Origin of the sequence: Paraburkholderia unamae (genome assembly GCF_003096875.1) — a bacterium.
GTDB lineage: Bacteria > Pseudomonadota > Gammaproteobacteria > Burkholderiales > Burkholderiaceae > Paraburkholderia > Paraburkholderia unamae.
In genome coordinates this window covers 239,820-265,833 of the sequence record NZ_QEOB01000007.1, presented here as the reverse complement: position 1 = coordinate 265,833, position 26,014 = coordinate 239,820, and the positions used below count along the sequence as shown (strand labels likewise).

18 protein-coding genes are annotated in these 26,014 nt (G+C 66.1%); 14 read left to right on the top strand and 4 right to left on the bottom strand.

Going from position 1 to position 26,014, the window contains the following annotated elements:
• Positions 1-297 precede the first annotated feature (297 nt).
• From C7402_RS16910 to def, 5 genes are all read left to right on the top strand, one after another.
• The gene (locus C7402_RS16910; RefSeq protein ID WP_116611382.1) at positions 298-1,425 is read left to right on the top strand and encodes a DMT family transporter; all 1,128 of its coding nucleotides are present in this window, start codon (positions 298-300) and stop codon (positions 1,423-1,425) included.
• 169 nt (positions 1,426-1,594) lie between these two features.
• A complete protein-coding gene (smc, locus tag C7402_RS16905) occupies positions 1,595-5,113 on the top strand; it encodes a chromosome segregation protein SMC (protein ID WP_116611447.1) in 3,519 nt (1,172 codons plus the stop codon).
• A gap of 143 nt (positions 5,114-5,256) precedes the next feature.
• A complete protein-coding gene (locus C7402_RS16900; RefSeq protein WP_116611381.1) occupies positions 5,257-6,570 on the top strand; it encodes a cell division protein ZipA C-terminal FtsZ-binding domain-containing protein in 1,314 nt (437 codons plus the stop codon).
• Between the two features lie 329 nt (positions 6,571-6,899).
• Complete coding sequence (gene ligA / locus C7402_RS16895) at positions 6,900-8,960, top strand: NAD-dependent DNA ligase LigA (RefSeq protein WP_116611380.1); 2,061 nt, start codon at positions 6,900-6,902, stop codon at positions 8,958-8,960.
• Entirely contained in the window at positions 8,957-9,490 is a 534-nt protein-coding gene (def, locus tag C7402_RS16890) for a peptide deformylase (RefSeq protein WP_112172811.1), read from the top strand. The genes ligA and def overlap by 4 nt, the downstream gene beginning before the upstream one ends.
• Positions 9,491-9,561: 71 nt before the next feature.
• On the opposite strand, the gene C7402_RS48420 is transcribed toward def, so the two are convergent.
• The 4 genes from C7402_RS48420 to map all read right to left on the bottom strand — a co-directional run bounded on the left by C7402_RS48420 (position 9,562) and on the right by map (position 15,337).
• Positions 9,562-10,461: a pseudouridine synthase gene (locus tag C7402_RS48420; protein ID WP_341869248.1), complete on the bottom strand. Its 900-nt coding sequence runs from the start codon at positions 10,459-10,461 to the stop codon at positions 9,562-9,564.
• Positions 10,458-11,432, bottom strand: coding sequence for a hypothetical protein (locus C7402_RS48415; RefSeq protein WP_341869247.1), 975 nt, complete (start codon positions 11,430-11,432; stop codon positions 10,458-10,460). The genes C7402_RS48420 and C7402_RS48415 overlap by 4 nt, the downstream gene beginning before the upstream one ends.
• A 263-nt stretch (positions 11,433-11,695) precedes the next feature.
• Positions 11,696-14,275 carry a [protein-PII] uridylyltransferase gene (locus C7402_RS16880; RefSeq protein WP_112172809.1) on the bottom strand — a complete coding sequence of 860 codons (2,580 nt, stop codon included), beginning with the start codon at positions 14,273-14,275 and terminating at the stop codon, positions 11,696-11,698.
• Positions 14,276-14,515: 240 nt separating this feature from the next.
• Positions 14,516-15,337 (bottom strand): type I methionyl aminopeptidase, encoded by an 822-nt coding sequence (gene map, locus C7402_RS16875; protein ID WP_116611378.1) that lies wholly within the window; start codon positions 15,335-15,337, stop codon positions 14,516-14,518.
• 440 nt (positions 15,338-15,777) lie between these two features.
• On the opposite strand from map, the gene rpsB reads away from it, so the two are divergent.
• The 9 genes from rpsB to bamA all read left to right on the top strand — a co-directional run bounded on the left by rpsB (position 15,778) and on the right by bamA (position 25,991).
• A complete protein-coding gene (gene rpsB / locus C7402_RS16870; protein WP_112172807.1) occupies positions 15,778-16,533 on the top strand; it encodes a 30S ribosomal protein S2 in 756 nt (251 codons plus the stop codon).
• 211 nt (positions 16,534-16,744) lie between these two features.
• Positions 16,745-17,626, top strand: a complete 882-nt coding sequence (gene tsf / locus C7402_RS16865) for a translation elongation factor Ts (protein WP_112172806.1) — start codon at positions 16,745-16,747, stop codon at positions 17,624-17,626.
• Between the two features lie 251 nt (positions 17,627-17,877).
• On the top strand, positions 17,878-18,594 hold the full coding sequence (gene pyrH / locus C7402_RS16860; RefSeq protein WP_112172805.1) for a UMP kinase: 717 nt from the start codon (positions 17,878-17,880) through the stop codon (positions 18,592-18,594).
• A gap of 92 nt (positions 18,595-18,686) precedes the next feature.
• Complete coding sequence (frr, locus tag C7402_RS16855) at positions 18,687-19,247, top strand: ribosome recycling factor (RefSeq protein ID WP_112172804.1); 561 nt, start codon at positions 18,687-18,689, stop codon at positions 19,245-19,247.
• Between the two features lie 72 nt (positions 19,248-19,319).
• On the top strand, positions 19,320-20,096 hold the full coding sequence (locus tag C7402_RS16850) for an isoprenyl transferase (protein WP_112172803.1): 777 nt from the start codon (positions 19,320-19,322) through the stop codon (positions 20,094-20,096).
• Positions 20,090-20,899, top strand: coding sequence for a phosphatidate cytidylyltransferase (locus C7402_RS16845; protein ID WP_116611377.1), 810 nt, complete (start codon positions 20,090-20,092; stop codon positions 20,897-20,899). Before C7402_RS16850 ends, C7402_RS16845 begins: the two co-directional genes overlap by 7 nt.
• Positions 20,900-20,924: 25 nt before the next feature.
• Complete coding sequence (locus tag C7402_RS16840) at positions 20,925-22,115, top strand: 1-deoxy-D-xylulose-5-phosphate reductoisomerase (RefSeq protein ID WP_116611376.1); 1,191 nt, start codon at positions 20,925-20,927, stop codon at positions 22,113-22,115.
• A 112-nt stretch (positions 22,116-22,227) separates the two neighbouring features.
• The gene (rseP, locus tag C7402_RS16835) at positions 22,228-23,616 is read left to right on the top strand and encodes an RIP metalloprotease RseP (protein ID WP_116611375.1); all 1,389 of its coding nucleotides are present in this window, start codon (positions 22,228-22,230) and stop codon (positions 23,614-23,616) included.
• 68 nt (positions 23,617-23,684) lie between these two features.
• Positions 23,685-25,991 (top strand): outer membrane protein assembly factor BamA, encoded by a 2,307-nt coding sequence (bamA, locus tag C7402_RS16830; RefSeq protein WP_112172799.1) that lies wholly within the window; start codon positions 23,685-23,687, stop codon positions 25,989-25,991.
• Positions 25,992-26,014 lie beyond the last annotated feature (23 nt).

The window sequence follows — 26,014 nt, the reverse complement described above, 5'->3', positions numbered from 1 at the left end:
GGCGAAAGACGGAAGGCGTGGCGCGCGGGTTCGGCGCACCCGGTGCGGTGCCGGTGGCGCGCTGCGCCGGGCTGTGCGAAACGAAACAAAACGAAACGAAACAGCACGGTGGCGCGGTCATGCGGCTGCAAGGGGTCGATTATAGCGTGGCACCGCTGCTGCTGCGGGCGCGGGCCGGTGCGGGCGCTGGCGTCTCCCGGGCTCGCCGGGCAACAAGGACAAAGGGAAAAGCATGAAATTGCCGAATAACGGCGCAGCCGCGGCGAGCGGGCGGCGGAACCTGGGGACGCGCGAGCCATGAGCCAGAGCACGGGCCTGCGCGCCGCCTGGCCGACGCTCGCCATCATGGTCGGCGCATCCGTATGGGGATTCGTCTGGTATCCGCTGCGCATGCTGGCGGCATTCGGGCTGACCGGCACGGCCGCGAGCGCCGCGACGAGCGCGGCCGGTTGCCTCTTCGTGCTGGTGCTGCGCTGGCGCTCGCTCGCGACCGTGCGCTGGCACTGGGTGCTGCCGATGCTCGGGCTCGCCGCGGGCGTGACCAACGTCGGCTTCGTGTGGGGCGCGATTCACGGCGAAGTGATGCGCGTGTTGCTGCTCTTTTATCTGACCCCTGCATGGACGGCGATCTTCGCGCACTTCATCCTCCATGAACGCCTGAACCCGGCGGGCAGCGCACTCGCGGCGCTCTCGCTGCTGGGCGCCGTGCTCATGCTGTGGTCGCCGAAGCTCGGCGTACCGCTGCCCGCCAATGCGGCGGAATGGGCCGGTCTCGCGGGCGGCATGGGTTTCGCGATGAGCAACGTGCTGGTCGTGAAGACGAGCCGCGTGCTTCCGCACATGAAGCCGGAGATGCGCACGGCCGTGATCTTCGCCGGCGCGGCGCTGTTCGGCGTGCTGACCTCGTGCTTCGAGCCGATGTCGGCCGTGCCGGCGGGCGAGCATCTCGCGCGCGTCGTGCTGCTCGTGCTGGCGCTCGGCGTCGTGCTCGGGTCCAACAACATGCTCGTGCAGTACGGCCTCGCCCGCGTGCCGGCGAATCGCGCGTCGATCATCATGCTGTTCGAGATCGTCGTGACGGCGCTCACGTCGTGGCTCTTCGCGGGCGAGACGCCCGGCCCGCGCGAATGGGCGGGCGGCGTGTGCATCGTGCTCGCTTCGCTGCTGTCGAGCTGGGCGCACCGCGCGCAGGACACGCGCAAAGGCGCTGCCCATGTGAGTGCCGACGCCAGCGTCATGACTCACGCCGACGCCAGCCGCACCGATGACTCGGACGATGCCGACAGCGACGGCCCGGGAAACGATGGGGGCGGTGACAGCGGCAACGGCGGCGGCAACGGGGGTGCCAACGGCGGTGGCAATGCAGGCGGCGACTCCGGCCCGCTGCCTTCCCGCGCGCGGAATGGCGCGCGTGCGATGGTATGATTGCCCCTGATTCCCGCCGACCGCTCGCGCTCATGCGCGTTCGTGCGGCGAGCCGTGGCGGCTGCCCAGTGCGCGTACCGCCGCCGTGCGATCGAAACCGGATTTGCGGCGGCGCGCGGCGTGCGGCACGGGCGGTCCCGTTCACCACTATTCAAACAGCGATATCGCCGTGCGTCTGACCTCGATTAAACTCGCTGGCTTCAAATCCTTCGTCGATCCCACGCATTTCCAGGTTCCGGGCCAACTCGTTGGCGTGGTGGGACCGAATGGCTGCGGGAAGTCCAACATCATCGACGCGGTGCGCTGGGTGCTCGGCGAATCGCGCGCGTCCGAGTTGCGCGGCGAGTCGATGCAGGACGTCATCTTCAACGGTTCCACCGCGCGCAAGCCGGGCAGCCGCGCGAGCGTCGAACTGGTGTTCGACAACGCGGACGGCCGCGCCGCCGGCCAGTGGGGCCAGTATGCCGAGATCGCCGTGAAGCGCGTGCTCACGCGCGACGGCACCTCGAGCTACTACATCAACAACCTGCCGGCGCGTCGCCGCGACATCCAGGACATCTTCCTCGGCACGGGCCTTGGCCCGCGCGCCTACGCGATCATCGGGCAGGGCATGATCGCGCGCATCATCGAGGCGAAGCCCGAAGAGTTGCGCGTGTTCCTCGAAGAGGCCGCGGGCGTTTCGAAGTACAAGGAACGTCGCCGCGAGACGGAGAACCGCCTGCACGATACGCGTGAAAATCTCACGCGTGTTGAAGACATCGTGCGCGAGTTGTCGACCAACCTCGAAAAGCTCGAAGGCCAGGCCATCGTCGCCACGAAGTTCCGCGAGTTGCAGTCCGAGGGCGAGGAGAAGCAGCGGCTGCTTTGGCTTCTGCGCAAGAACGAGGCGTCGGGCGAGCAGCAGCGCCAGCAGCGCGCGATCGAGCAGGCGCAGATCGACCTGGAGCGCCACACCGCGCAACTGCGTGAAGTGGAAGCGCAGCTCGAAACGCTGCGCGTGGCCCACTACTCGGCAAGCGACGCCATGCAGGGCGCGCAGGGTTCGCTCTACGAAGCGAACGCCGAGGTGAGCCGTCTCGAAGCCGAGATCAAGTTTATTGTCGAGTCGCGCAATCGCGTGCAGGCGCAGATCGCCGCGCTCACCGCGCAGCGCGAGCAGTGGCAGGCGCAGGCGCAGAAGGCGCAGGACGACATCGAAGACGCCGAAGAGCAACTGGCGATCGCCGAGGAAAAAGCGGCGCTTGCGGAAGAAGACGCGGCCGCGAAGCAGGAAGCGCTGCCCGCGCTCGAAAACCGCTGGCGCGACGCCCAGGCGCAGTTGAACGACGAGCGCGCGGGCATTGCGCGCACCGAGCAGGCCATCAAGCTCGAAGCCGCGCACCAGCGCAACGCCGACCAGATGCTCCAGCAGCTTCAGCAGCGCCACGAGCGCCTGAAGTCGGAGGAAGGCGGCCTCGACGCCCCTGACGAAGCCCAGCTCGAAGAACTGCGCATGCAGCTCGCCGAGCAGGAAGAGGTGCTCCACGACGCGCAGGCGCGCCTTGATGACGCCCAGGAAACGGTGCCGCGCCTCGACGCCGAACGCCGCGCCGCGCATGAGCGCGTGCAGGCCGAAAACGCGCAGATCCACCAGTTCGAAGCGCGCCTGTCGGCGCTCAAGCAGTTGCAGGAGAACGTGCAGACCGAGGGCAAGATCCAGCCGTGGCTCGAACGCCACGAACTGGGTGCGCTGCCGCGTCTGTGGAAGAAGCTGCACGTCGAAGCGGGCTGGGAAACGGCGCTCGAATCGGTGCTGCGCGAGCGTCTCGCGGCGCTCGAAGTCTCGAATCTCGACTGGGTGAAGGCGTTCGCCAGCGACGCGCCGCCCGCGAAACTCGCGTTCTATTCGCCTCCCGTTGCGGGCCAGCCGCCTGCGGCGCCCGCGGGGCTCACGCCGCTGCTTTCGCTGGTGCGCATCGACGACGCGGGCCTGCGCGCAGTGCTTACCGAATGGCTCGGTTCGACCTACGTCGCCAACGATCTTGCCGAGGCGCTCGCGCAGCGCGCGCAGTTGCCAGGCGGCGGCACCTTCGTGGTGAAGGCCGGCCACACGGTCACGCGCGTGGGCGTGCAGCTCTACGCGGCCGACACGGAACAGGCGGGCATGCTCGCGCGCCAGCAGGAGATCGAGAATCTCGAGCGCCAGGTGCGCGCCCAGGCGCTGCTCGCCGACGACGCGCGCACGGCCGTCGTGCGTGCGGAAGCGGCGCACACGCAGGCCGCCCAGGTGCTCACCGAAGTGCGCCAGCAGGCGGAACGCGCGACCCAGCGCGTGCACGCACTGCAAATGGACGTGCTGAAGCTGACCCAGGCGCACGAGCGCTACACGGCGCGCAGCACGCAGATTCGCGAAGAGCTCGAAGAAATTCGCGCGCAGATCGAGGAGCAGCGTGCGCTGCGGGCCGAATCGGAAGCGAACTTCGAGCGCCACGACATCGAGCTAGCCGAATTGCAGGCGCGTTTCGAGGACAACCAGCTCGCCTTCGAAGCGCTCGACGAGGAACTCGGCGCGGCGCGCAACCAGGCGCGCGACCTCGAACGCGCCGCCGGCGACGCGCGCTTTGCGGCGCGCAACATGGCGAACCGCATCGAGGAATTGAGGCGCAACATCCAGGTCGCGCACGATCAGAGCGAGCGCGTGGCCGTTTCCCTCGAAGACGCGCGCGCCGAGCTGGAAACGATCAACGAGCAAACCGCGCACACGGGCTTGCAGGACGCGCTGGAAATTCGCGCGCAGAAGGAAGACACGCTGCGCGCCGCGCGCGCCGAACTCGACGACCTGAGCGCGAAGCTGCGCACGGCCGACGAAACGCGTCTCGCCGCCGAGCGCGCGTTGCAGCCGCTGCGCGACCGCATCACCGAGCTTCAGCTGAAGGAGCAGGCCGCGCGCCTGAACGGCGAGCAGTTCGTCGAGCAATTGCAGGCAGCGGGCGTGGACGAAGCGGCGTTGCAGGAGAAGCTCACGGCGGACATGAAGCCGTCGTACCTGCAAGGCGAAGTCACGCGCATCAACAACGCCATCGCGGCGCTGGGCCCCGTGAACATGGCGGCGCTCGACGAGCTGGCCGCGGCGAAGGAGCGCAAGACCTTCCTCGACGCGCAGTCGGCCGACCTCACGAGCGCGATCGAAACGCTCGAAGACGCGATCCGCAAGATCGACCAGGAAACGCGCACACTCTTGCAGGGCACCTTCGACGAAGTGAACCGCCATTTCGGCGAGCTGTTCCCGCGCCTTTTCGGCGGGGGGCAGGCGAAGCTCATCATGACCGGCGACGAGATTCTCGACGCGGGCGTGCAGGTGATGGCGCAGCCGCCCGGCAAGAAGAACTCGACGATTCACCTGCTTTCCGGCGGCGAGAAGGCGCTCACGGCCACGGCTCTCGTGTTCGCGATGTTCCAGCTCAACCCGGCGCCGTTCTGTCTGCTCGACGAAGTGGATGCGCCGCTCGACGACGCCAACACCGAGCGCTTCGCGAACCTCGTGCGCGCGATGTCGGACAAAACCCAGTTCCTGTTCATTTCGCACAACAAGATCGCCATGGAAATGGCGCAACAGCTCATTGGCGTGACGATGCAGGAGCAGGGCGTCTCGCGTATCGTTGCGGTCGACATGGAAACCGCGGCGGGTTTCGCCCAGAATACGGTCTAATCGTTTTTACGGACTAACGGACGGCGCGCGAAGCGCGACCGGCGGCGCCATCGAACAGGCAGCCGCCGCGCGCATCGCAAGCGCCACGAAAACGGCGTGCGCGATGCGCGCGCCGTCGAATAAGAATTGCTGATGGAGCATGCATGGACGAGTTGACTCTCGGGTTGATCGGCGCGGGCGCTGTGGTAGTCGGGGGCGTGGTGGTGTACAACGCATGGCAGGGCGCGAGGGTGCGCCGTCGCATGCCGCGACCGATGCCCGAGGAAGTGGCCGAAGCGCCGCAACGCGACGAGCTACAGGAGGCAAGCCCCTTTATCGAGCCGGCGCATGCTCCGTCGCGGCGTGAGCCGTCGCTCGCGGGCGCTGCGGAGGCCGAGCGCATGGAGCCGGGTTTCGCGACTGCGGCGCCGCTCGACACGCCCGCCGATATCCAGGCGGAAACCACGACACCCAACGGCTTTCCCGAGGACGAGGCGGGCGAGGGCACGCAGGCCGCACCGGCTGACGGCGCGAGCGCCGCGGAGCCGGCCACGGAAAAGACTGAAAAGGCCGACCACGCCGCCAAGGCGGACAAGGCCGACGAAGGCGAGCGCATCGAGCCGGTCATGCCGGCGGCCACGACGATCTCTTCGGCGCCGCCTGCCGTGGTCGACCGTCGCATCGACTGCATCGTGCCGATCCGGCTCGGTGCGTCGGTGGCGGGCGAACGCGTGATTCCGCTCGCGCAGCGCCTGCGACGCGCGGGCAGCAAGCCGGTTCACATCGAAGGCAAGCCCGAGGGCGGCGACGGCTGGGAGCTGCTGCAAAACGGCGTGCGCTATGAGGAACTGCGCGCGGCGGCACAGCTCGCCAACCGCAACGGCCCGCTCAATGAACTCGAGTTCTCGGAGTTCGTCACCGGCGTGCAGCAGTTCGCCGACGCGCTCGACGCCGCGCCCGAATTCCCGGACATGATGGAAACGGTCGCGATGGCGCGTGAGCTCGACGGTTTCGCGGCGCAGTGCGACGCGCAGCTTTCGATCAACGTGATGTCGGACGGCGCGCCGTGGTCGGCGAACTACGTGCAGGCCGTGGCCGCGCAAGATGGCTTGCTGCTTTCGCGCGACGGCACGCGTTTCGTGAAGCTCGACGCGAAGCAGAGCCCGGTGTTCATGCTGCAATTCGGCGACACCAACTTCCTGCGCGATGACCTGACCTACAAGGGCGGCGAGTTGATCACGCTGATTCTCGACGTGCCCGTGGCCGACGAGGACATCCTGCCGTTCCGCCTCATGTGCGATTACGCGAAGTCGCTCGCCGAGCGCATTGGCGGGCGCGTGGTCGACGACCAGCGCAGGCAACTGCCCGAGTCGGTGCTGCAAGCCATCGACAAGCAGCTCATGACGCTCTACGCGAAGCTGGAGCAAGCCGGCATTCCAGCCGGCTCGCCGGCCACGCGGCGGCTGTTCAGCCAGTAAGGAAGCTGAGCCTTCCACTCGCAGACAAGGCGTGGCGCCGTGAAGGCGCCGCGCCTTTTTTGTGTGCGCGAGCGGCCGTGCGGCAAGGTCGTGACGGTCGTTCATGGGGGCGCTTGCGGGGTGGTCGGCACATGTGTTGCAGTGCGTTCACGTTCGCATCGCGGGAAAGCGCCGTCAACGGCATTTGCCCAACGTTGGCCGTCCGGCCAGGAGCTTCGTGCAGGCCGTACGGCGGCGCACGAAGATGGCCGTTCGGCCGATGCGACACGCGCCGCTTCCTGAGATAATCTGACGTCCGAAATCACTTCCAACAGCGAGTTGCCCAAGGCATGGTCCGTACTCCCGCCCGTCCTCCCGAAGATGCCACCGCTGCGCAGCGCGCGGCGTGGTTGCGCGCCGAACTCGAGCGCGCGAATCACGCCTACTACGTGCTCGATCAGCCGGAGCTGCCCGACGCGGAATACGACAAGCTGTTCGGCGAGCTTCAGCAGATCGAGGCCGGGCATCCCGATCTCATCACGCCCGATTCGCCTACCCAGCGCGTGGGCGGCGAGGTCGCCGGGGGCTTCGAGCCCGTGGTGCACGAAGTGCCGATGCTCTCGCTCAACAACGGCTTCGCCGACGAGGACATCGTCGCGTTCGACAAGCGCGTGTCCGACGCCCTCGGCAAAACGGAGGGCGCCGAAGTCGAATATGCCGCCGAGCTGAAGTTCGACGGGCTCGCCATTTCGCTGCGCTATGTCGACGGCGCGTTCGTCCAGGCCTCCACACGCGGCGACGGCACGACCGGCGAGAACGTCACGGAAAACGTGCGCACCATCCGCTCGCTGCCGCTGCGTCTGAAGGGCAGGCGCGTGCCGAAGTTGCTCGACGTGCGCGGCGAGGTGCTGATGTTCCGCCGCGACTTCGAGCGCATGAACCAGCGCCAGCGCGACGCCGGCCACAAGGAATTCGCGAACCCGCGCAATGCGGCGGCGGGCAGCCTGCGTCAGCTCGATCCGAAGATCACAGCGCAGCGGCCGTTGTCGTTCTTCGCCTACGGCATCGGCGTGCTCGAAGGCGAGCCGATGCCGGCCACCCATGCCGAGCTGCTCGACTGGTACGCGGAAATGGGATTGCCGGTCAACGCCGAGCGGGCGGTCGTGAAGGGCGCGCAAGGCCTGCTTGAATTCTTCCGCGCGGTGGGCGAGAAGCGCGACGGCCTGCCGTACGACATCGACGGCGTGGTCTACAAGGTGAACCGGCGCGAGGAGCAGGACGCGCTGGGCTTTGTCTCGCGCGCGCCGCGCTTCGCGCTCGCGCACAAGTTCCCGGCCCAGGAAGCGCTCACGAAGCTGCTCGCGATCGACGTGCAGGTGGGGCGCACCGGCGCCATTACGCCGGTCGCGCGTCTGGAGCCCGTGTTCGTCGGCGGCGCCACGGTGACCAACGCCACGCTGCACAACGAAGACGAAGTGCGCCGCAAGGACATCCGCATCGGCGACACCGTGATCGTGCGGCGCGCGGGCGACGTGATCCCCGAAGTGGTGAGCGCCATCATGGACCGCCGTCCTGCCGACGCCCTCGAGTTCGTGATGCCGACCGAATGCCCCGTGTGCGGCTCGCGCATCGAGCGCCTGCCCGACGAGGCGATTGCGCGCTGTACCGGCGGCCTGTTCTGTCCGGCCCAGCGCAAACAGGCGCTCTGGCACTTCGCACAGCGCCGGGCACTCGACATCGACGGGCTGGGCGAAAAGATCATCGACCAACTGGTCGAACAGAACCTCGTGCGCACGCCGGCCGACCTGTTCAACCTCGGCTTCGGCACGCTCGCGGCGCTCGACCGCATGGCGGACAAGTCGGCGCAGAACCTGCTCGATTCGCTCGACAAAGCCAAGTCCACGACGCTCGCGCGCTTCATCTATGCGCTCGGCATCCGGCATGTGGGCGAATCGACGGCGAAGGATCTCGCCAAGCATTTCGGCTCGCTCGATCCGATCATGAGCGCTTCGGTCGATGAATTGCTCGAAGTGAACGACGTCGGGCCGATCGTCGCGCTCGCTATCCACGAGTTCTTTGCGGAAGAACATAACCGCACGGTGATCGAGCAACTGCGCGCGCCAGGCAAAGTAACATGGACGGAAGGTCCGCCCGCGCCGAAGGCGCCGGTGGGCGTGCTGGCCGGCAAGACGGTGGTGCTGACCGGCACGCTGCCCACGCTCGCGCGCGAAGAGGCGAAGGAAATGCTGGAAGCGGCCGGTGCGAAGGTGGCCGGCTCGGTGTCGAAGAAGACCGATTACGTGGTGGCGGGCGCCGACGCGGGCAGCAAGCTCGCGAAAGCAGAGGAACTTGGCGTACCGGTGCTCGACGAAGAAGGAATGCGCAAGCTCCTGGAGGGGCAAACGACATGATTCGCGAAATTCTCAGAATGGGCGATCCGCGCCTGCTCAGCATCGCCAAGCCGGTCGATCACTTCGATACGCCGGAGTTGCACGCGCTCATCGCCGACATGTTCGACACCATGCATGCGGCGAATGGCGCGGGCCTCGCCGCACCGCAGATCGGCGTCGATTTGCAGGTGGTGATTTTCGGTTTCGAGCAAAACGAGCGCTATCCCGAGGCGCCGGCCGTGCCGCAAACGGTGCTTATCAACCCGGTTATTCACCCGCTTTCGCACGACATGGAAGAGGGCTGGGAAGGCTGCCTTTCGGTGCCGGGCATGCGTGGGGCAGTGAGCCGCTTCTCGATGATCCGCTACAACGGTTTCGACCAGTACGGCACGCCGATCGAGCGCGTGGCCGAGGGCTTTCACGCGCGGGTCGTGCAGCATGAGTGCGATCATCTGATCGGCAAGCTGTATCCCATGCGCATTACCGACTTTTCGAAGTTCGGCTTCACCGACGTACTGTTTCCCGAACTCGATCCGAATCGCGACGACTGAGGGGATTCAGCGAACCTGAAAAAAAGGGAGCCATGCGGCTCCCTTTTTTGTTCAGCGCGACGCTTCCGGCGTCAAAACGCCTCGTCGGCGGCGAGATAGCGCCATTGGCCTTGCGGCAGCGCGCCGAGCATCACCTGGCCCATGCGCACGCGCTTGAGGCCCACGACCTTGAGGCCGACCAGTTCGCACATGCGGCGGATCTGGCGCTTCTTGCCTTCACGCAGCACGAAGCGCAACTGCTCGCCGTTCTGCCAGCTCACCTGGGCCGGCTTGAGCGGCACGTCGTCGAGCGACAGGCCGTGGCACAGCCTGGCAAGCAGCTCGGGCGGGAAATGCTGGTCGATTTCGGTCTCGATATCGTTGTAGGTGACGCGTACGAGGTATTCCTTGTCGATATCCGAGCTCTCGCCGATCAACTGCTTCGCCACGCGGCCGTCCTGGGTCAGGACGAGCAGGCCGGTCGAGTCGATGTCGAGACGGCCCGCCGGGGCGAGGGTGCGCAGGTGCTTAGCCGAGAAACGGATGCCGGAGTGGTCGCTTTCCCAGTGGTTCTCGGCCGTGACGAGCACGACGGCGGGCTCATAGCCGTCCTCGGCCTGACCCGAGACGTAGCCCACCGGTTTGTGCAGCAGGATCGTGACCTGGCGAGCCTGCGCGGCGAGCGCGGCCGGGTCGACTTCGACGCGTTGCTCCGGTGTGACTTTGGCGCCGAGCGTGTCGACGACTTCGCCGTCCACATACACCCAGCCCTTTTCGATCCATTCGTCGGCTTCGCGGCGCGAGCACAGGCCGAGCTCGGACATGCGCTTGGACAGGCGCAGCGCGTTGTCGCCTTCGACTTCCTCGCGCGCCGTGCGGCGCGGTGCGGCTTCGTCGTCGGCAAGGCGGCGCGGCGGTTTGTCGGTGGACTTGACGGGGCGGGCGGTCTTGCGCGCCCCGCCTTCGCGGTCATCGCTCCAGGCGGCTTTCACCGGGCGCGCGAAACGGCGTTCTGTGCCCTCGTCGCGGCTGCGCGGCGGGCGGCGGTCGTCGCCTTCGGCGCGGGGCGCAAAGCGTCGCTCGCCACCTTCCTCACGGCTGCGCGGCGGACGGCGGTCATCGCCTTCGGTGCGGCGCGGTGCGAAGCGTCGTTCGCCGCTTTCCTCGCGGCCACGCGGCGGACGGCGGTCGTCGCCACCGGCACGGGGCGTGAAACGTCGCTCGCCACCTTCGTCGCGGCTGCGCGGCGGACGGCGGTCGTCGCCACCGTCGCGGGGTGCGAAGCGTCGCTCGCCACCTTCGTCGCGGCCACGCGGCGGGCGCCGGTCGTCGCCACCGGCACGGGGTGCGAAACGTCGCTCACCACCTTCGTCACGACCACGCGGCGGACGACGGTCATCGCCACCGTCGCGGGGTGCGAAGCGTCGCTCGCCACCTTCGTCACGACCACGCGGCGGACGGCGGTCGTCGCCACCGGCACGGGGCGTGAAACGTCGCTCGCCACCTTCGTCGCGGCTGCGCGGCGGACGGCGATCGTCGCCACCGGCACGGGGTGCGAAACGGCGCTCGCCACCTTCGTCACGACCACGCGGCGGGCGGCGGTCATCGCCACCGGCACGGGGTGCGAAACGGCGCTCGCCACCTTCGTCGCGACCACGCGGCGGGCGGCGGTCATCGCCACCGTCGCGGGGTGCGAAGCGTCGCTCACCCCCTTCGTCGCGGCCACGCGGCGGACGGCGATCGTCGCCACCGTCGCGGGGTGCGAAGCGTCGCTCACCCCCTTCGTCACGACCACGCGGCGGACGACGATCGTCGCCACCGGCACGGGGTGCGAAACGTCGCTCGCCCCCTTCATCCCGGCCGCGTCCAAAGCCGCGCGGCTCGTCGCCGGTGCGCCGCGCCGGGCGTCGTTCGTCGCCGAAACCGCCTTCGCGGGGCGGCCGCGCGGGGCGGCTCGACGCATCGCGATCGCGCGACATGGCCGGGCGCGCCGGACGCTCACCCTGGCGCGCGTCACCGGGGCGCGTTGTGGCGCGGCCGGTTGAGGGCCGCGCGGGCTTCGTCGCCCCAGCGGGTTTCGCAGCCTCCGCCGGCCGCGTTTCCGCCGGGCGCGCCGGCTTACGCGCGGTCGTACTGCCGCGGCGGACGGGCGCGCGTTCCGGGGCGGTCGGGCGCGGATGTTTGGCTGTCAGTTTGGCTCGCATGGATCTGGGTATTTCAAGTCGTTCACACTGCTATCGCGCGCAGCAATTCGGTCTCGACGCGAATTTGCAGACGGTTGTCGGAGAGTCCCGAGCCGTCGAGCAGAAACACGTCTTCGACGCGCTCGCCGAGCGTATTGATCCGCGCCGCGTGGACGCCGACATGGTGTTCGGCGAGCACGCGTGCGATGGAATAGAGTAGGCCCGGCCGGTCGTTCGCCGACACGGACAGGATGTAGTACTGACCGCGCTCGTCGGCCCGCAGGTCGACGCGCGGCGTCACCGGGAAGGTACGCGAAAGGCGCGAGAGGCGCCCCTTGGACGGCTCGGGCAGCACGTTGCCGGTGGCGTTCAGCCGCTCCGCGAGTTCCTGTTCGACGAGGTTCGCGATATCGCGGTAATGCACGTCGCCCTCGGTGTGGGCGACGATGAAGTTATCGAGCGCGTAGCCATGGCGCGTCGTGCTCACGCGCGCGTCGAGCACGGACAGGCCGCTGCGGTCGAAATAGGCGCACATCGTCGCGAACAGGTCGGGGCGGTCCTTCGCGTAGACGAGCACCTGCAACGCTTCGCCGATCGGCGACGGGCGGGCCCGAACCACGGCCGCCGGCGCTTCCACGTGGCGGTAGAGCACGCGCGTTTGCCAGGCGATGTCGGCGGCGTCGTGGCGCAGGAAGTAGCCCACGTCGAGCTTGTCCCACAGCGCGCGATGCGCGTTCTCCGGCACGGTTTCGAGGCGCAGCAGCGCGAGCGCCAGTTCCTGGCGCGTCTTGAGCTCCGAGTGCGCGTCGGGCTTGGCGCCGCCGAGCACGGCGAGCGTCGAACGGTAGAGGTCTTCGAGCAGCTTGCCCTTCCAGTTGTTCCACACCTTCGGGCTCGTGCCGCGAATGTCGGCGACGGTCAGCAGGTAGAGCGCGGACAGGCGGCGCTCGGTGCCGACCAGGTCGGCGAAGCGCTTCACGACCTCGGGGTCCGTGATGTCCTGCTTCTGCGCGACCTGGCTCATCGTCAGGTGCTGCTGCACGAGCCAGACGATCAGGTCGGCGTCGTCGCCCGTGATGTCGTGCTCGCGGCAAAAGCGCCGCGCGTCGGCCATGCCGAGCTGCGAGTGGTCGCCGCCGCGGCCCTTGGCGATGTCGTGGAACAGCGCCGCGACGTAGAGCACCCACGGGCGCTCGAGGTTGGCGATGAGCTGGCTACAGAAAGGATATTCGTGCGCATGCTCGGCCACGGCAAAGCGGCGGATATTGCGCAGCACCATGAGGATGTGCTGATCGACCGTGTAGACGTGATACAGGTCGTGCTGCATCTGCCCGACGATGCGGCGGAAATTGAGCAGATAACGCCCGAGCACGCTCGTCTGGTTCATGAGCCGCATGGCGTGCGTGATGCCGGCCGGCTGCCTGAGGATCTCCATGAAGAGCCGGCGGTTTTCCGGGTCGCGGCGCCAATGCTGGTCCATGGTCTCGCGCGCGTTGTAGAGCGCGCGCAGGGTGCGCGCCGAGAGGCCCTTCACGCCGGGCACCTGCTCGTAGAGCAGGAAGGCTTCGAGAATCGCGTGCGGTTCGCGTTCGAACACGTCGTCGCTGACGATCTCCAGCATCCCCTGCTTTTCGACGAAGTGATCGGACAGCGTGCGCGTGATGCCGCTCGTGCTCGGAAAGAGCTGCGCCTCGATGTTCTGGATCAGGATCGTGGCAAGCTGCGTGACTGCCTTCGCGGCCCAGTAGTAGCGGCGCATGAGCTGTTCGCTCGCGCGCCGCGCGCCGCTCGCCTTGTAGCCGAAGCTCTCGGCCACGGCGGTTTGCAGGTCGAACACGAGAATGTCCTGGCGGCGGCCCGCGATCACATGCAGGCGCGCCCGCAGCGCTTTGAGGAACGTCTCGTTGCGGCGCAACTCGCGCGCTTCGCGCCCGGTGATGAGGCCGCGCTGGTCGAGTTCCTTCCAGCTGCTGCCGAAGGCGGCCGCCTCGGTAATCCAGAGTATCAGTTGCAGGTCGCGCAGGCCGCCGGGACTTTCCTTGACGTTCGGTTCGAGCGCATAGGGCGTGTCCTGGAAGCGCGCGTGGCGCTGGCGCATTTCGAGCACTTTCGCCTGGAAGAAAGCGCGCGGGTCCATCGCGTCGCGATAGCGCTGGGCGAAATCGCCGAACAGCGTCGGGCTGCCCGTAATGCGGCGCGCCTCGAGCAGCGACGTGCGCACGGTGACGTCATTGGCGGCTTCTTCGAGGCACTGCGAGACGCTGCGCACGCTGCTGCCGATGTCGAGCCCGAGATCCCAGGCGAGGCCGATGAACCGTTCGATGCGCTCCTCGAGCGGCGCGAGCGGCTCGTCGTCCGGCAGCAGCACGAGAATGTCGACGTCCGACCAGGGCGCGAGCTCGCCACGTCCGAAACCGCCCACGGCCACCAGGGCGAGCGTTGCCGGCAGCTCGCAGAGGTTCCAGGCGTGGCGCAAGGTGTCGTCGGTGGTGCGGGCGAGGGCGCGCATCAGCGAGTCGACGTTGGTCGCGCACTTGAAGCGCTCGAGCAGCTCGGCCTTGGCGGCCTTGTAGTCGGACTTCAACGACGTCGTATCGGGAACGGCGACAGCGGGAACGCTCATGGGCTCTGGTCGTGTCTGGCGTGGTTGGGCGGGCGGCCGTGCAGGTTCGCCTGCTGCTTTATCATGGTGCGGGCGCCTCGCGGCGTGTGCGCGCGGAGCGCATCGTCCGCGTTGCGCGTTCCGGCGTCCGGCATGGGGCGCTCAACAGGCGCGCCTTCATTGTGCGCCGGATCGCGATTCGCGCGAGGCTGCGCGTTCCGGCTCTTGCTGCGTGTGCTGCATGTGCGGCCTGTGCGGCGTTCAGGCCGCCGTGCCCGCCATCTGCGTGACGATGGCCGGCTTGGCGGGCGTGCCCGCCGAGACCGTCAGAACCTCATAACCCGTCTCGGTCACGAGCACCGTGTGCTCCCACTGCGCCGAGAGGCTGCGGTCCTTCGTCTTGACGGTCCACTGGTCCGGCATCGTGCGGATGTCGCGGCGCCCCGCGTTGATCATCGGCTCGACGGTGAAGATCATGCCGGGCACGAGTTCGATGCCGGTGCCGGGGCGGCCGTAGTGCAGCACTTGCGGGTCTTCGTGGAATACCGTGCCGATGCCGTGACCGCAGTATTCGCGCACCACGCTGTAGCCCTGGCTTTCGGCGTAACGCTGGATGGCGTGGCCGATGTCGCCCAGATGCCCGCCCGGGCGCACCTGGTCGATGCCGAGCCACATGCATTCATAAGTGGTCTGCACGAGGCGCTTCGCGAGGATCGAACCCTCGCCCACGATGAACATGCGGCTCGTGTCGCCGAAATAGCCTTCCTTGATGACCGTGATGTCGATATTGAGCGCGTCGCCGTTCTTCAGCGCCTTGTCGCCCGGAATACCGTGACAGATCACGTCGTTCACCGAGGTGCAGATCGCCTTCGGGTAGGGCGGGTAGCCGGGCGGCTGATAGTTCAGCGGCGCGGGCACCGTGCCCTGCACATTGGTCATGTATTCGTGACACCGGCGGTCGAGCTCGCCCGTCGTCACACCCGCGGTGACGAACGGCGTGATGTAATCGAGCACCTCGCTCGCCAGTCGGCAGGCGACGCGCATTTGCGCGATGTCGTGTTCGTTCTTGATCGAAATGGCCATGGTGTGCGCCCGAAAATGCAGTCGAATATTGAATTATCGCACCTAATGCCAGTGGTCGCTGGCTTTTGAAAAGGTGGGGCGGGGCCCGGCACACTCCCCCGGGGCCGTATTCCGCGGGTAATAGCTGTCTTGAGTAAGGGGCAGTTTGCGTGCTATACTCTTCGGCTAAGTCGCTTCTCATATCTTTCGAATTCGTGTTCGGGATTTGCGGGGCGCGGCTGGATCCGCCGTTGCCGCGGAGCGCTTTGCCAGAGCTGAAAAGGGCCGAAAGGCTTGAGTCCCTGGCGGGCGCGCGAAGAACATTCGGAAGCATCTTCTTCAGGTAGCACACTCGCAAGCCGGCGCACCCAGGGTGTCGGGCGCGTCGATCTCCAGAAAGCAGGAGGGCGCACCGATACGGCAGCCGGCTTCAGACCCAAACCCTTGCGGAGAATTGAAACATGGCAGTTACCATGCGCCAGATGCTGGAAGCCGGTGTCCACTTCGGTCACCAAACGCGCTTCTGGAACCCGAAGATGGCCCCCTTCATTTTCGGCCATCGCAACAAGATTCACATCATCAACCTCGAAAAGACGCTGCCGATGTACAACGACGCACTGAAGTACGTGCGTCAACTGGCAGCGAACCGCGGCACGATCCTGTTCGTCGGCACGAAGCGTCAATCGCGCGACACGATCGCCGAAGAGGCAAACCGCGCTGGCATGCCGTTCGTGAACGCACGCTGGCTCGGCGGTATGCTGACCAACTTCAAGACGCTGAAGGTTTCGATCAAGCGCCTGAAGGACATGGAAGCAGCCGTGGAAGCGGGCGAGCTCGAGAAGATGAGCAAGAAGGAAGCGCTCCTGTTCGAACGCGAAATCGCCAAGCTGCAAAAGTCGATCGGCGGCGTGAAGGACATGGGCGGCATTCCGGACGCGATCTTCGTGGTCGACGTCGGCTACCACAAGATTGCCGTGACGGAAGCGAACAAGCTGGGCATCCCCGTGATCGCCGTGGTCGATACGAACCACTCGCCGGAAGGCATCGATTACGTGATCCCGGGTAACGACGACGCCAGCAAGGCTGTCGCGCTGTACACGCAAGGCGTGGCTGACGCGATCCTCGAAGGCCGTGCAAACTCGGTGAACGAAGTGGTTGCAGCCGTGCGCGGCAACGACGGCGACGACGAGTTCGTCGAGGTCAACCCGGAGGCGTAAGCTGCCCCCGTGTCCGGCAAGAAAAGGGGGCTTTCCATAGGCCCCTTTTTTTTAAGCCGCGACTTTCGTCGCCGCGTCATATGCGCGGCACCGTAGCCCTGTAGAAGCAGCTGTAAAAAAGCGTTTCTTGGCAGGCGGAAACGGAAACGAATTTGTGCCGGCCGCGTCGAAAGGCGGGCGGCGTGTACCAGACAGACTCAAGGAGCGAATGATGGCGGCAATTACCGCAAGCATGGTGGCAGAACTGCGCGCGAAGACCGACGCGCCGATGATGGAATGCAAGAAGGCGCTGACGGAAGCCGACGGCGACCTGGCGCGCGCTGAAGAGCTGCTGCGCGTGAAGCTGGGCAACAAGGCCAGCAAGGCCGCTTCGCGCGTGACGGCTGAAGGCGTGATCGCTTCGTTCATCGGCGCTGGCGCTGGCTCGATCGTCGAACTGAACTGCGAAACCGACTTCGTTTCGAAGAACGACGACTTCATCGACTTCTCGAAGAAGATCGCCGAGCTGGTCGCTACGCAAAACCCGGCTGACGTCGCTGCCCTCTCGGCACTGCCGCTGGACGGCTCGACGGTCGACGCAGTGCGTCTCGCGCTGGTCGGCAAGATCGGCGAAAACCTCTCGATCCGCCGTTTCGCGCGTTTCGAAACCGCCAACAAGCTGGCTGCGTACCTCCACGGCACGCGCATCGGCGTGCTGGTCGAGTACACGGGCGCTGACGAGCAAGTGGGCAAGGACGTCGCGATGCACATCGCCGCGATGAAGCCGGTCTCGCTGTCGTCGGACGACGTGCCGGCCGACCTGATCGCCAAGGAGCGCAGCATCGCCGAGCAGAAGGCTGCCGAATCGGGCAAGCCGGCTGAGATCGTCGCGAAGATGGTCGAAGGTTCGGTCCAGAAGTACCTGAAGGAAGTCTCGCTGCTGAACCAGCCGTTCGTTAAGAACGACAAGCAGACGATCGAGCAGATGCTCAAGGCCGCTGGCACGACGGTGCAGAAGTTCGCGCTCTTCGTGGTGGGCGAAGGCATCGAGAAGAAGCAGGACGACTTCGCCGCCGAAGTGGCCGCGCAAGTCGCTGCTGCAAAGCAGCAATAAAGTCGGCAAGCCTGTCGCGCCGTGCGCGGCAGGCGGCAACCGCAGTTGTTGCAGTACCGCAGTTTGCATCAGTTGTAAATCGTGGCGGAGCAATCCGCCACGGTGGGCAGCGTAGCGACACCGCGCATGGCAGTCCCCCGCCGCGCGCGGCGTTGGAAATCTTCGCTATTTCTGGCGGCGCTTGCCCGAAGCCGTATTTCACCCCTACAGTTTGAAGTTATTGCCCTTTGCGCGCGATCCTGGATACCTCCATGCCCACACCCGCCTATAAACGTGTCCTGCTCAAACTTTCCGGCGAAGCCCTGATGGGCGATGATGCCTTTGGCATCAATCGCGCCACGATCGAACGTATGGTGGCGGACGTGGCCGAGGTCGTGCGTCTGGGCACCCAGCTCGCCGTCGTGATCGGCGGCGGCAACATTTTCCGCGGCGTCGCGGGCGGCGCGGCCGGCATGGACCGCGCAACCGCCGACTACATGGGTATGCTGGCCACGATGATGAACGCGCTCGCGTTGCAGGACGCCATGCGTCATGCGGGCATCGAAGCGCGCGTGCAGTCGGCGCTGCGCATGGACCAGGTTGTCGAGCCGTATATCCGCCCCCGCGCGATCCGCCAGCTCGAAGAGGGCAAGGTCGTGATTTTCGCCGCCGGCACGGGCAACCCGTTCTTCACCACCGACACCGCTGCTGCGCTGCGCGGCTCGGAAGTCGGCGCCGAAGTCGTGCTGAAGGCCACCAAGGTCGACGGCGTCTACTCGGCCGACCCGAAGAAGGACCCGACGGCCACGCGTTATTCGACGATCAGCTTCGATGAGGCAATCGGCCGCAATTTGCAGGTGATGGACGCCACGGCGTTCGCACTGTGCCGCGACCAGAAGCTGCCGATCCGCGTTTTTTCGATCAACAAGCCCGGCGCCCTCAAGCGCATCGTTCAGGGCGACGACGAAGGCACGCTCGTCCACGTGTAAACTCTCGTTTCACGAGAGATTCGAACATGGGCCGCGCCGCCCACCAGCGCGCCGGCGGGCCTGTTCCGTTATGAAGGTTCGGAGGTATCAAAATGGCTGTGGCTGACATCAAGAAGGGCGCCGAGCAGAAAATGCAGCGCTCGATCGACGCGTTCAAGAGCGATCTGGCGAAAATCCGCACGGGCCGCGCCCATACCGGTCTGCTCGATCACATCCAGGTCGACTACTACGGTTCGCCCGTGCCCATCTCGCAGGTCGCGAACCTCACGCTCGTCGACGCCCGCACGATCGGCGTGCAGGCTTGGGAAAAGAAGATGGTGCCGGTGATCGAAAAGGCGATCCGCGAGTCGGATCTCGGCCTGAACCCGGCCACCCACGGCGACCTGATCCGCGTGCCGATGCCCGCGCTCACCGAAGAGCGCCGCAAGGAGCTCACGAAGGTCGTCAAGAACGAAGGCGAAACGGCGAAGGTCGCCGTGCGCAACCTGCGTCGCGACGCCAACGAGCAGCTCAAGAAGCTCGTGAAGGACAAGGAAATCTCCGAAGACGACGAGCGCCGCGGCAGTGACGACGTCCAGAAGCTGACGGACCGCTTCGTGGCCGAGATCGACAAGCTCGTGCAGACGAAGGAAGCCGAGATCATGACGGTCTGAAGCCCTCGGGCTTTCAGTTCCGCCAGGATTTTCGCGGCTTTCCCATTCCATAGAAGTTACAGTCCGACGGCCATGACCTATACCAGCTCAACCGTTCGCGTGCCCGACGTGGCGGCCGTACCGCGCCACATCGCGATCATCATGGACGGCAATGGCCGTTGGGCAACGCAGCGCCGCTTGCCGCGCGTTGCGGGCCATACGCGCGGCGTCGACGCCGTGCGTTCGGTCGTCGAAAAGTGCGTGGAGCGTGGCGTCGAATACGTCACGCTGTTCGCATTCAGCTCCGAGAACTGGCGTCGTCCGACCGACGAAGTGTCGTTTCTCATGCGTCTTTTCGTCACTGCGCTCGAGCGCGAAGTGGCGCGACTGCACGCAAACGGCATCCGCCTGCGCGTGGTCGGCGACCTGTCGATGTTCAATGAGCGCATCCAGGACCTGATTCGGCGCGCGGAAACCAAAACCGCGCGCAATACCCGTCTCACGCTCACGATCGCTGCGAACTACGGCGGCCGCTGGGACATTCTCCAGGCCACCCGCAAGCTGGTCGAGGAAGCCGCGGCGACCGGGCAGCCGGTGCCCGTCACCGAAGACACGCTCGCGCAGCACCTGGCCATGGCCTATGCACCCGAGCCCGATCTCTTCATCCGCACGGGCGGCGAGCAACGCGTGAGCAACTTCCTGCTCTGGCAACTCGCGTACGCCGAGTTCTATTTCACTGACACGTTCTGGCCGGATTTCGACTCCGAGGCGCTCAACCGCGCCATTGCGTCGTATGCCGAGCGCGAGCGCCGTTTCGGCCGCACGAGCGCGCAGGTCGTTTCCCAGAACGCCGACTCCCTTTCATGCTAAAGACCCGCGTCATCACGGCGCTCGTCCTGCTGGCCGTTTTCCTGCCGGTCACGCTGTTCGCGCCCGTGGCGGCGTTCGGCGCGCTGATCGGCCTCGTGGTCGTGTTTGCCGCGTGGGAATGGGCGCGTCTGCTGAAGGCGGGCGCCACCGGCTCGATCGTCTACGCCGTGATCGCGGCGGCCGTCGTGGCGCTCAGCATGCGTCTGCCGGCGCCGCGGCCGCTCTTTCAGGCCGCGGGCGTGTTCTGGGTCATCGCCGGGCCTTACGTGCTGCTGCGCAAGCCGGTGCTCGCCGCCGGCGCGTGGCGCGCCTTCCTGCTCGCCGCCGGGCTCGTGGTTTTCGCCGCGTGCTGGCATGCGCTCGTCGCAGCGCGCACGGCGGGCGTGGCCTTCGTCTTGTCGCTCCTGCTAGTCGTCTGGCTGGCCGATATCGGCGCATACTTTGCGGGTAAGGCATTCGGAAAGCATAAGCTCGCGCCTGCCATCAGCCCCGGCAAGACCTGGGAGGGCGCCGTGGGCGGGTGGGCCGCTGTGATGGTGGTATCGGGCGCGGCGATCGCGCTGCACGCCTTCGAACCCACGCTGTATTCCGCGCTCGCGGCCCAGATCGGGCTTGGCCGTGCGCTTTTCGTTCTTACCGTGCTGGTCGCGTTCAGCGTGATCGGCGATCTGTTCGAGTCGATGTTGAAGCGCCAGGCCGGCGTGAAGGATTCGAGCGGCCTTCTGCCGGGCCACGGCGGGGTCCTCGACCGCATCGACGCGCTGCTGCCCGTGTTGCCGCTCGCCATGCTGCTGCTCGGCTAAGCGGTGACCGGCTAGAGATTTGAATATGCAAAAAAGACTCACATTGCTCGGTTCCACGGGCTCGATCGGAGACAGCACGCTCGACGTAGTCGCGCGTCATCCGCAACGCTTCTCGGTCTACGCGCTCACTGCCCACCGCAACGGCGAGAAACTCGTCGAACAATGCCTGCGCTTTGCGCCCGAGGTGGCTGTGGTCGGCGACCCCGACACCGCCGCCCAGGTCGAGCGCAAGCTGCGCGAGGCCGGTTCGAAGACCGTCGTGACCTACGGTCCGCAGGCGCTCGTCGAAGTCTCGAAGAGCGACGCCTGCGACACGGTCGTCGCGGCCATCGTCGGCGCGGCAGGGCTTGCGCCCACGCTCGCGGCGGCCAAGGCCGGCAAGCAGATCCTGCTCGCCAACAAGGAAGCGCTCGTGATGTCGGGCGACATCTTCATGGGCACGGTGCGCGACAGCGGCGCGGTGCTGCTGCCGCTCGACAGCGAGCACAACGCGGTGTTCCAGTGCCTGCCGAACGGCGGCCACGAAGGCGTGCAGCACGGCGGCGTGACGAAGATCATCCTGACCGCCTCGGGCGGCCCGTTCCGCACGCGCGAGCCCTCGACGCTCGTGAACGTGACGCCCGACGAGGCCTGCAAGCACCCGAACTGGTCGATGGGCCGCAAGATCTCGGTCGACTCGGCCACGATGATGAACAAGGGCCTCGAGGTGATCGAGGCGCATTACCTGTTCGATCTGCCGGGCGATCGCATCGACGTATTGATCCATCCGCAGAGCGTGATCCATTCGATGGTCTCGTACGCCGACGGTTCGGTGCTCGCGCAACTGGGTAATCCCGACATGCGCACGCCGATCGCGCATGCGCTCGCGTTTCCGGAGCGCGTCGACTCGGGTGTCGCGCAGCTCGATCTCGCGCAGGTCGCGACGCTTACGTTCGAGAAGCCCGATTACGCGCGCTTCCCGTGTCTCGCGCTTGCCATGAAGGCGCTGGCCGAAGGCGGCGTGGCGAGCGCGGCGCTCAACGCGGCGAACGAAGTCGCAGTGGATGCTTTTTTGAACCGACGCATCGGCTTCATGGCGATCGCCCAGACGGTCGACGCCGTACTCAACGCGCTGCAAAACCACAGCGCGTCGAGCCTCGAAGTCGTGCTCGAAGCCGACGCGGCCGCTCGCCGCGCGGCGCACACCATCATCGACAGCTTGCCGGTGCCGGCCTGATCAGGTCGCCAGGGGGCTCGCTGAAGGGCCCCTTCGTGGTCCTTCAGGCCCGCGAGCCTGACCTCGGGACCGTTCCCGCACCGGTGCGCTGCTTCCAGCCTGGGAGGCGCTCATGAACCTGCTTACCGAACTTGTCGCTTTCATCGTGGCGATCGGCGTGCTGGTCGTCGTGCATGAATACGGCCATTACAGTGTGGCGCGCCTGTGCGGCGTGAAGGTCCTGCGGTTTTCCATCGGGTTTGGCAAGCCGCTCGTGCAATGGATCAGCAAGAAGACCGGCACCGAGTGGACGATCTCCGCGCTGCCGCTCGGCGGCTACGTGAAGATGCTCGACGAGCGCGAGTCGCCCGACACGATTCCCGCCAGCGATTTGCCGCACGCGTTCAACCGGCAGTCGGTCGGCAAGCGCATTGCGATCGTCGCGGCCGGTCCCATCGCCAATTTCCTGCTGGCCGTCGTGCTTTTTTCGGTCGTGTATGCGAGCGGCGTGACGGAGCAGTCGGCCATTGTCGCGGCGCCCCCGGCACAGTCGGCAGCGGCCCAGGCGGGCTTCCAGGGCGGCGAGACGATTCTTTCGGTGAGCGATCCAAACGGCAGCGAAACCGAGACCGTGCGTTCGTGGTCGGACCTGCGCTGGAAACTGCTTGCGTCCGCATTCGATCAGGGCCGTGTCGTGCTTTCCGCGCGCGATGGCGCCGGGACCTACGATTTCCCGCTCGATCTCTCGCAGCTCACGAGCAAGGACCTCGACGGCGACTTCATGTCGAAGCTCGGCCTGGAGGCGGGCGGCAGCACGCTCAAGGTCGCGGCCGTGGAAGCCGGTAGTGCGGCGCAGCATGCGGGCTTGCAGGCGGGCGACCAGTTGCGCGCCATCGACGGTCGCCCCGTGGACAGCGCGATGACCTTCATCTCGTACGTGAAGGCGCGCGCGGGCAAGCCCGTGCGGCTCACGATCGCGCGCGACAACGCGGCCACGCGCTCGCAGCAAACGCTCACGCTGACGGTCACGCCCACGCCGCAGCGCGACACGGAAACCGGTGAAGAGGTGGGACGTATTGGCGCGGCGCTCTCGGCGCAGGCGCCTTCGGTGGACGTGCGCTATGGGCCGCTGGAGAGCGTGCGCCTCGGTGCGAATCGCACGTGGGACATCGCGGTGTATTCGCTGCGGATGTTCGGCCGCATGGTGACGGGCGAGGCATCACTCAAGAATCTGTCGGGTCCGGTGACGATTGCTGACTATGCGGGCAAGAGTGCAAGACTCGGCCCATCCGCATTCCTCTCGTTCCTCGCGCTGGTGAGCATCAGCCTCGGTGTATTGAATCTGCTCCCAATTCCGGTATTGGACGGGGGGCATCTGTTATATTATGCGGTTGAAGCCGTAACGGGCAAAGCCGTCTCGGACCGCTGGCAGCTCGTGTTGCAGCGCGCGGGACTTGCCTGCATCGTCGCACTGTCGGCGATCGCGTTGTTCAACGATCTGGCTCGGTTAATCCATTTTTAAAGATGTCTGGCGGCGTCCGTGGGCGGGCCGCCCGACCTGATGCAGCTATACACAATTGGGGAAGCACGTTGTTTAGACCTCATCGCTTGGTTCCAAAAACGGTTGCGGCTGCGGCGATTGCCGCGCATGGAGTGGTTGCCCACGCAGCAACGACGCCTTTCGTGGTTCAGGACATCCGCATCGAAGGGCTGCAACGCGTCGAGCCGGGCACGGTGTTCGCCTACCTGCCGATCAAGCAGGGCGACACCTTCACCGATGAAAAGGCGTCCGAGGCCATCCGCGCGTTGTACGCGACGGGCTTTTTCAACGACGTGAGAATCGCTTCCGAAGGCGGCGTGGTGGTGGTGCAGGTGCAGGAGCGCCCGGCCATCGGCACGATCGACTTCTCGGGCATTCACGAGTTCGACAAGGACAACCTGACGAAGGCGCTGCGCGCGGTCGGTCTCTCGCAAGGCCGCTACTACGACAAGGCGCTCGTCGACAAGGCGGAGCAGGAGCTCAAGCGCCAGTACCTCACGCGCGGTTTCTACGCCGCCGAGGTCACCACCACGGTTACGCCGATCGACCGCAATCGCGTGGGTCTGCTGTTCTCCGTGGTCGAAGGTCCGAGCGCGAAGATCCGCCAGATCAACTTTATCGGCAACAAGACGTACAGCACGAGCACGCTGCTCGGCGAGATGCAGCTCTCCACGCCGAACTGGTTCTCCTGGTACACGAAGAACGACCTCTACTCGAAGGAAAAGCTCACGGGCGACCTCGAGAACGTGCGCTCGTACTACCTGAACCACGGCTACCTCGAGTTCAACATCGACTCGACGCAGGTCTCGATCTCGCCCGACAAGAAGGACATGTACCTCACCATCGGTATTCACGAAGGTGAGCCCTACAAGGTGTCGAGCATCAAGCTGGCCGGGAATCTGCTCGATCGCGAGGCGGAGCTCAAGAAGCTGGTCACGATCAAGCCGGGCGACCGGTTCTCGGCGGAGAAGTTGCAGTCCACGACCAAGGCGATCGTCGACAAGCTCGGCGAATACGGTTACGCGTTCGCGACCGTGAACGCGCTGCCGCAGATCGACCAGGCCAATCACACGGTCGACCTCACGTTGCAGGTGGACCCGAGCCGCCGCGTGTACGTGCGCCGCATCAACGTGGTGGGCAACACGCGTACGCGCGACGAAGTCGTGCGTCGCGAAATGCGCCAGCTCGAAAGCTCGTGGTTCGATTCGAACCGCCTCGCGCTTTCGAAGGACCGTATCAACCGTCTGGGCTACTTCACCGACGTCGACGTGACCACGGTGCCCGTGGAAGGCACGGCCGACCAGGTCGACGTGAACGTGAAGGTCGCCGAAAAGCCGACGGGCGCGATCACCCTGGGCGCGGGCTTCTCGTCCACGGACAAGGTGGTGCTCTCGGCAGGCGTGTCGCAGGACAACGTGTTCGGTTCGGGCACGTCGCTCTCGGTGAACGTGAATACCGCGAAGACGTACCGCACGCTGGCTGTTACGCAGGTGGACCCGTACTTCACGGTGGACGGCATCAAGCGCATTACCGACGCCTACTACCGTACGTATCAGCCGCTGTACTACTCGACCGATTCGAGCTTCCGCATCATCACGATGGGCGCCGACCTCAAGTTCGGCATCCCGTTCTCGGAAGTCGACACGGTGTATTTCGGCGCGGGCTTCGAGCAGGACACGCTCGACATCGATTCGAACACGCCGCAGAGCTACATCGACTACGTGAATGCGTTCGGCCGCGTGTCGAACAATGTCCCGTTGACGGTGGGCTGGTCGCGCGACGCGCGTGACAGTGCGCTCATTCCGAGCCGCGGTTACTTCACGCAGGCGAACGCCGAGTACGGCACGCCGATCGGCGGTACGCAGTACTACAAGGCCGACATTCAGGCGCAGTACTACTATTCGTTCGCGCGTGGCTTCGTGCTGGGCATGAACTTCCAGGGTGGTTACGGTAACGGTCTGGGCGGCAAGCCGTACCCGATCTTCAAGAACTACTATGCGGGCGGTATCGGCTCGGTGCGTGGCTACGAGCCGAGCTCGCTGGGTCCGCGCGACAAGTCGACGAACGATCCGATCGGCGGCTCGAAGATGCTCGTCGGCAACATCGAACTGACGTTCCCGCTGCCGGGTACGGGCTACGACCGGACATTGCGCGTCTTCACCTTCGTCGATGGTGGTAACGTCTGGGGCGACGAGGGCGCAAGTATCGGGTCGAACGGCCTGCGTTACAGCTACGGTTTCGGCCTCGCGTGGATTTCGCCGATCGGTCCGCTCAAGCTGAGCCTGGGCTTCCCGATCGTCAAGCACGAAGGCGACCAGTACCAGAAGTTCCAGTTCCAGATCGGGACGGCATTCTGACGTGTATCCATCCGGTGCCGCGA